This window comes from Pseudoalteromonas sp. 20-MNA-CIBAN-0454 (assembly GCF_040308685.1).
In the GTDB taxonomy this organism is placed as follows: Bacteria; Pseudomonadota; Gammaproteobacteria; order Enterobacterales; family Alteromonadaceae; genus Pseudoalteromonas; species Pseudoalteromonas nigrifaciens.
On sequence record NZ_JBEOOB010000023.1, the window covers coordinates 60,184 to 66,944 of the forward strand.

General features: G+C 39.7%; 5 protein-coding genes. 4 read left to right on the forward strand and 1 reads right to left on the reverse strand.

Translation table 11 applies throughout. The features are described from left to right. The first annotated feature begins 56 nt into the window (after positions 1-56). The 3 genes from pomA to AAEZ22_RS12280 all read left to right on the forward strand — a co-directional run bounded on the left by pomA (position 57) and on the right by AAEZ22_RS12280 (position 3,890). The gene (gene pomA, locus AAEZ22_RS12270; protein ID WP_041454537.1) at positions 57-824 is read left to right on the forward strand and encodes a flagellar motor protein PomA; all 768 of its coding nucleotides are present in this window, start codon (positions 57-59) and stop codon (positions 822-824) included. A gap of 2 nt (positions 825-826) precedes the next feature. Then, positions 827-1,747 (forward strand): flagellar motor protein MotB, encoded by a 921-nt coding sequence (locus AAEZ22_RS12275; protein WP_011329012.1) that lies wholly within the window; start codon positions 827-829, stop codon positions 1,745-1,747. A gap of 202 nt (positions 1,748-1,949) precedes the next feature. Beyond that, positions 1,950-3,890 (forward strand): DNA topoisomerase III, encoded by a 1,941-nt coding sequence (locus AAEZ22_RS12280; protein WP_352297378.1) that lies wholly within the window; start codon positions 1,950-1,952, stop codon positions 3,888-3,890. A gap of 25 nt (positions 3,891-3,915) precedes the next feature. On the opposite strand, the gene AAEZ22_RS12285 is transcribed toward AAEZ22_RS12280, so the two are convergent. Further along, positions 3,916-5,226 carry a M20 metallopeptidase family protein gene (locus AAEZ22_RS12285; RefSeq protein ID WP_352297381.1) on the reverse strand — a complete coding sequence of 437 codons (1,311 nt, stop codon included), beginning with the start codon at positions 5,224-5,226 and terminating at the stop codon, positions 3,916-3,918. Positions 5,227-5,339: 113 nt separating this feature from the next. Between AAEZ22_RS12285 and AAEZ22_RS12290 the strand changes: the two genes are divergently transcribed. Next, positions 5,340-6,197 carry a tetratricopeptide repeat protein gene (locus AAEZ22_RS12290; RefSeq protein WP_041454532.1) on the forward strand — a complete coding sequence of 286 codons (858 nt, stop codon included), beginning with the start codon at positions 5,340-5,342 and terminating at the stop codon, positions 6,195-6,197. Positions 6,198-6,761: the final 564 nt, after the last annotated feature.

Consider the following 6,761-nt stretch of genomic DNA (forward strand, 5'->3'; position numbering starts at 1 on the left):
GATAAGCAATTAATAACAAACGTTTGCATATAAAAGCAAAAACCTTTGGAGGGAATGTGGATTTAGCAACCATTATTGGGATCCTTGGCGCAATTGGCTTAATTGTCATGTCCATGTTTATGAGTAGTAGCGGTGAAATGGCTATGTTTTACAACACGCCCTCTGTTGTAATCGTATTTGGCGGTTCATTATTTATCGTTTTATCAAACTTTACTATGTCACAGTTTTTTGGCATAGGTAAGGTGGTTACCAAAGCGTTTATGTTTAAGCTTGAGTCGCCAGAAGAGTTAATCGAAAAAGCAGTTGAACTTGCAGATTCAGCACGTAAAGGCGGGTTTTTAGCACTTGAAGAGGCAGAAATACCGAATCCATTTATGCGCAAAGGCGTTGACATGCTAGTAGATGGCCACGACGCAGACGTAGTGCGGGCCACACTGCAAAAAGATATTTCATTAACTACAGCACGGCATGAGTCGGGTGCTACTTTATTTAAATCTTTGGGTGATATAGCCCCAGCAATGGGAATGATAGGCACCTTAATAGGCTTAGTTGCGATGTTATCTAATATGGATGATCCTAAAGCAATTGGTCCGGCTATGGCGGTGGCATTGTTAACCACATTATACGGCGCATTTTTAGCTAACGTAGTCGCTATTCCTATTCAAACAAAATTGGAGCTGCGTAAAGACGAAGAGGCAATGAATCAACGTTTAATTTTAGATGCGGTTTTAGGTATTCAAGATGGTCAAAATCCAAAAGTAATAGAAGGTATTTTGAAAAACTATCTAGCTGAATCAAAACGTAAAGTAAACACTGAGGATTAACTATGTCTGATCAAGAGTGCAAGTGCCCACCCCCAGGTTTACCTGCGTGGATGGGGACATTCGCAGATTTAATGTCGCTATTAATGTGCTTTTTTGTGCTCTTGCTTGCGTTTTCTGAAATGGATGTACTTAAATTTAAACAAATTGCCGGTTCGATGAAATTTGCATTTGGTGTACAAAATAAAATAGAAGTTAAAGATATTCCCAAAGGCACATCAGTTATTGCTATGGAGTTTACTCCGGGCAAGCCAGAGCCTACCCCAATTGAAACAATTCAACAGCAAACGGTAGAAATGACCCAGCAAATGTTAGAGTTTCAGGCAGGTGATGAAAGCTCAGCAGGCGGAAGGCAAGAGCAGCGGGGCGATAAACGTGGTGGCGAGTCGCGTAGTACTTCCAAAGAGCAAGCATCGGAGCAAGCAATTTCAGCGGCCGATCAACAGCAAACAAACGACTTAGTTAAAAAAATTGCCCAGCAATTAGAAAAACAAATAATTGATGGTGCCATAGAGCTTGAATCATTAGGGCAGCAAATAATTATTCGTATTCGTGAAAATGGCTCTTTCCCTTCGGGTAGTGCATTTTTACAACCTAAGTTTAAACCCATTATTCAAGAAATTGGCGTGCTATTAAAAGATGTGCCTGGAGAAATTACTGTGTCGGGGCATACCGACGATTTTCAGGTTTCAAACGAGTTATATATTAATAACTGGGATCTTTCATCTAAGCGTGCAGTTGCAGTAGCTAGTGAGCTGCAAAAAGTAGTTGGATTTGATAAAAATAGAATGATGGTAGTAGGGCGTGCTGAAACCCGGCCGTTAGTGCCAAATGACAGCAATGAAGATCGCCGTCGTAATCGTCGCGTTGAAATATCTATTTTACAAGGAAAAGCCAAAGAGTCTGATCCTATCGATGTAAGGTAGCAGTCATTTTATTAAAAATACACTTGGTTTAAGCAAACTAAGTGTAATTGATTTCAGGTGACTTTTAGTCAAAATTGACTAAAAGTCACCACCTCAGCCAAATACCTCAGAGTTGTTAAATAGTTCGGTTTAATAAAAACATCCCACGCTGTGAATTGATATGCTAAACTACTGTGTATATAAACAGTAAAAGAGCTTGCTTATGAAACTCTATATTGCCGAAAAGCCGTCATTAGGGCGTGCTATTGCCGACGCGTTACCAAAACCGCACAAAAAGCACGATGGCTACATTGAAGTTGCAAATGGTGATTGCGTATCTTGGTGTATTGGTCATTTGCTCGAGCAAGCCGAGCCCGATGACTATGATGAGCGCTTTAAAAAGTGGCAGTTTGAGCACCTACCTATCATTCCTGAGCAGTGGCAATTAAAAGCAAAAACTAAAACTCGCAAGCAACTTACTGTGTTAAAAAAGCTAATCAAACAGGCTACAGCACTAGTGCATGCAGGTGATCCCGATAGAGAAGGGCAATTACTTGTCGATCAAGTTATTGAAGAAGCCAAAATAAGTAAAACTAAAAAGCAGCATATTCAACGCTTATTAATTAGTGATTTAAACTTAGCTGCAGTAAAAAAAGCATTAACGACTATGCGATCTAACCGTGAGTTTATTCCGTTGAGCGTTTCAGCCTTAGCGCGATCTCGTGCTGATTGGTTGTTTGGTATGAATTTAACCCGCGCTTATACTTTAGCAGGGCAAAAAGCTGGGTTTGGTAACGTACTTTCTGTGGGACGAGTACAAACACCCATACTTGGCTTGGTGGTTAATAGAGATAATGACATAGCAAATTTCGTATCGAAGCCATTTTATGAAGTATTAGCCCACTTAGTCACCCCCGAAAAACAATCATTTAGTGCAAAATGGATACCCAGTAAGGCATGTGAGCCTTATCAAGACGAAGAAGGGCGAGTATTAAATAAAGCATTGGCTGAAAACGTAGCCTCGCGTATCACACAGCAAAATGCTGAGCTAACGGCGCTTGAACAAAAGCAAAAAAAACAAACTGCGCCACTGCCTTATAACTTATCTGCTTTGCAGATAGACGCGGCAAAAGCATTTGCTATGCCAGCGCAAAAGGTGCTGGATATATGCCAAACTCTTTATGAGCGTCATAAGTTAATTACCTACCCGCGTTCAGACAACCGCTACTTACCTAATGATCATCACCAAGATGCGTCTGTTATTTTAAAAGCTATAAGCACTAATGGCGGGCAAGGTGTTGAGTTAGTAAAAGCAGCTGATAGTAAAAAACGTAGTAAATGTTTTAACGATTCAAAAGTGGCTGCGCATCACGCCATTGTCCCTACGGCAAAACAGTTAAAGTCGGCAAGTTTAGGTAGCGATGAGACAAAGGTTTATCAATTAATATGTCGTCATTATTTAATACAGTTTTATCCCGACTATATTTACAACGAAACTAAAGCAGAGATAACTATTGCTGGCGGGTTATTTAAAGCAAATGCAAAGCAAGATGTAAGCTTGGGTTTTAAGGTACTAATGGGTAAGTCTGAATTAAAAGATGAAGCCACGCTACCGCTTTTAACAAAAGGCATGTTACTTTTTTGCTCGCAAGGGGAGGTTGTTGAAAAATATACCTCACCGCCAGCGCACTTTAGTGATGCGACTTTACTTGCAGCCATGACAGGCATAAGCCGCTATGTACAAGATCCACAGATAAAAAAAGTACTTAAAGACACCGATGGCTTAGGCACAGAGGCAACGCGAGCGGGGATCATTGAATTATTATTTAAACGCCGTTTTTTAAAACGTGAAGGCAAATTAATTAAAGCAACCGAAACCGGGAGTGCACTTATTAGCGTGCTGCCGCAAGGTTTAGTTCGCCCCGATTTAACCGCTAAATGGGAGTCGAGCTTAGGTGATATTGCACAGCAAGTAATGAGCTATCAGCAATTTTTACAGCCTTTACTTGCCGACTTAAATAGTTTTGTACAACAAGCTGCAAATTGCGATAGCAATGTATTTGCAAAGCTGCCTAAAACTTCAGCTAAAAAGCGTTTTGTTAAACGTGGCCAAAAAACGCCTTATAAAAAGTCGAGTTATAAAAAAAGCTCTGTTACAGGTTAACTACAGAGCTATTATTTAAATAAAACTATTGATTAAACAAAGTTACCGCTGCATTACTCATGGCTTTAATGCCAGTTGGTAGTGCGACTTTATAGTCTGGGGCAAACTTACTTGAATGCAGTGAAGGTAATGTTTTGCCCGCTTTTATTGCACTTGCATATTTTGCTTGGTTAACGCCACCGAGCCAAAATAGTGTGATAGGAATATTTTCGTCAGTGCGGCCATATAAGCCAAAGTCTTCACCTGCCATTACAGGGAGGGTTTCAAGCACATTTTCATCACCAATAGCGCTGGCAATACTTTGACGCACAAGGTTGGTTTGTGCTGGATTGTTATATGTAGATGGAATTGACTCATCTTCATGTACTAGCACCTTAGGGTAGAGCGCTTCCTCAAGGCCTGCGCTTTGTGCAATACCGGCGGTAATGCGTTTAATTGCTGCAATTTGTGCATTTCTAATATCAGGGTTATAGCTGCGTAATGTAAGTTGTAATTTTACTTCATCAGAAATTACATTATGTTTTGAGCCACCATGAATAGATCCAACAGTAATAACTGATGGCTCTAATGGTGAAAGCTCACGACTCGTAATAGTTTGCAGTGCAAGCACAGTGCGCGCAGCAATAATAACCGGATCAATAGTGGTATGCGGATAAGCTCCATGTCCGCCTTTACCTTTTATAGTTATATCAACAGAATCGACGCTGGCCATAGTATATTCGTTTTTCATCGCAACTTTACCGGCAGGCACACTTGCACTTACATGTAGCGCAATTATGTGATCAGGTTTTGCATATTTACTAAATAAGCCTTCTTTTAGCATGGCTTTAGCGCCACCGCCTACTTCTTCTGCGGGTTGTGCCACCATCATTAGCGTGCCTTGCCATGCATTTTTGTGAGCTATTAGTTGTTCAGCAGTACCAATGAATGAGCTCATATGTATATCGTGACCGCAGCCGTGCATAACACCTACTTTTGCACCGTGCTCGTCTATTACTGTTACTTTAGAAGCATACGCCTTACCTGTTTGTTCTGTAATAGGTAAGCCGTCGGTATCGGTACGTATCATTACTGTGGGGCCATCACCATTTTTGTAAATGCCTACAACGCCAAAACCACCTACATTGCTTGTAACTTCAAAACCAAGCTTGTTTAACTGCGCTGCTATTTTTTTTGCGGTTTGTTGCTCGTGATACGAAAGCTCGGGTGATTGATGCAGATCGAGGTAAAAGCTTTCAATGGCTGGCATGCTGCTATGTAAATTTAAGTCTAATGATTTAGCCGCCAATAGAGGGCTAGCTAATAATAGCGCTGTGCCTAAGTAAGTTAACTTCATGATTTTCCCTTATTGAGATAAATGTATATCCAAGTGATTTAGATATATGACTTGTAATAATTATGTTCAGCACCATATAAAAACCTAAATAAATGAATATGGCAATCAATTCAATGAGCAACATAGTTAGTATCAACGCGCAAAATTTTCAGCAAGTACTCGGCGAAACATCACAACAAAAGTTGGTACTGCTAAACTTCTACTCAGCGCAAAGTCCTGAATGTATTAACCAGGCAGCAATATTAGATAAATTAGCCGCTGAATATAACGACTATATAGTAGTAGCAAATTTAGATTGCGATGCCGAGCAAGCTCTGGCTTCGCAATTAGCACAGCAAGTTGGTTTACAAACACTACCAACACTGGTGTTGTTAAAAGACTCAGCGCCCGTTGATGTATTATCGGGTGCCCAAGCTGAAGCGAAAATTCGTGAAGCATTAGCTAAACATTTACCCGCTCAACAAGACTTACTATTAGAGCAAGCAAAGCAAGCATTATTAAAGTCAGATTTAAATGCCGCGTTTAATTATGCAAAGCAAGCTTATGAAATTGACAACAGCAACGCGCGTATTAAATTAGTACTTGCAGATATATGTATTCAAATTCATAAAGTAGATGAAGCGCAAGCACTAATTAATACAATAGATGTACAAGAGCAAGATGCTTACTTTAATAATATAAAAGCAAAATGCGAAGCTGCGCTTGAAGCAAAAGATTCACCAGAGATTAAAGAAAAGCAACAACAAGTAGAAAAGTACCCAAATGACTTAGAATTAAAAGAAGAGCTAAGTATTTTACTCAATGAAGCCGGCAGAAAAGAAGAAGCATTAGATGTACTATTTACAGTGCTGCAAAAAGATCTGAATTTTAACGAAGCAAAACCAAGTTTTTTAGCTATTATTGCCTCTTTACCTGACGGTGATGCACTTGCAGCAAAGTATCGTCGCAAGTTATATAGTATTTTGTACTAAAACTTAATAACTATTACTTTTAAAAGCACCTTACCTAGGTGCTTTTTACATTTTTAAGTTTATAGCAATATAACAGTAAGCTTGTTTAAGGAATAAAAAGCGCAGTTATCCACAGGGTTTTGTGGGTAACCTGTGAGCCTGGCTTGTGTATCTTTGGGGTAAAAATTAAATGCAAAAAAGGCGATAAAAACGCTTGCGTAAAATCTGCGGCTCCCTATAATGCGACCCCACTGAGAAGGGAAACACCGAAGCATAGCAAGGCAGTAACTACTTAGAGAGTTAAATAAAACTTCGGTTTTAAATCTTCCAAAAAGAAAGTTTAAAACAAAGTGTTGACTCGAAAAATAAAGGATGTATTATACGCATCCCTTGAGGCGCTAAAGCGACTCAAAACGTTCTTTAACAATATAAAGCAATCATCTGTGTGGGCACTCGTACAGATTGAGTTCTAACAGCCAACCTACTTACTCTTTATGGGTAATTAGCGAGGCAAACAAATTAGAGTCTCAATTGAAAACTGAGTGACCAACAGAAGTAACTTATTTATAAGTTGCTTCGGCACAG

Coding starts and splice junctions, on each gene's coding strand:
- AAEZ22_RS12290 (WP_041454532.1), top strand. CDS start 5,340: ATGAGCAACATAGTTAGTATCAACGCGCAAAATTTTCAGCAAGTACTC.
- AAEZ22_RS12280 (WP_352297378.1), top strand. CDS start 1,950: ATGAAACTCTATATTGCCGAAAAGCCGTCATTAGGGCGTGCTATTGCC.
- AAEZ22_RS12275 (WP_011329012.1), top strand. CDS start 827: ATGTCTGATCAAGAGTGCAAGTGCCCACCCCCAGGTTTACCTGCGTGG.
- AAEZ22_RS12285 (WP_352297381.1), bottom strand. CDS start 5,226: ATGAAGTTAACTTACTTAGGCACAGCGCTATTATTAGCTAGCCCTCTA.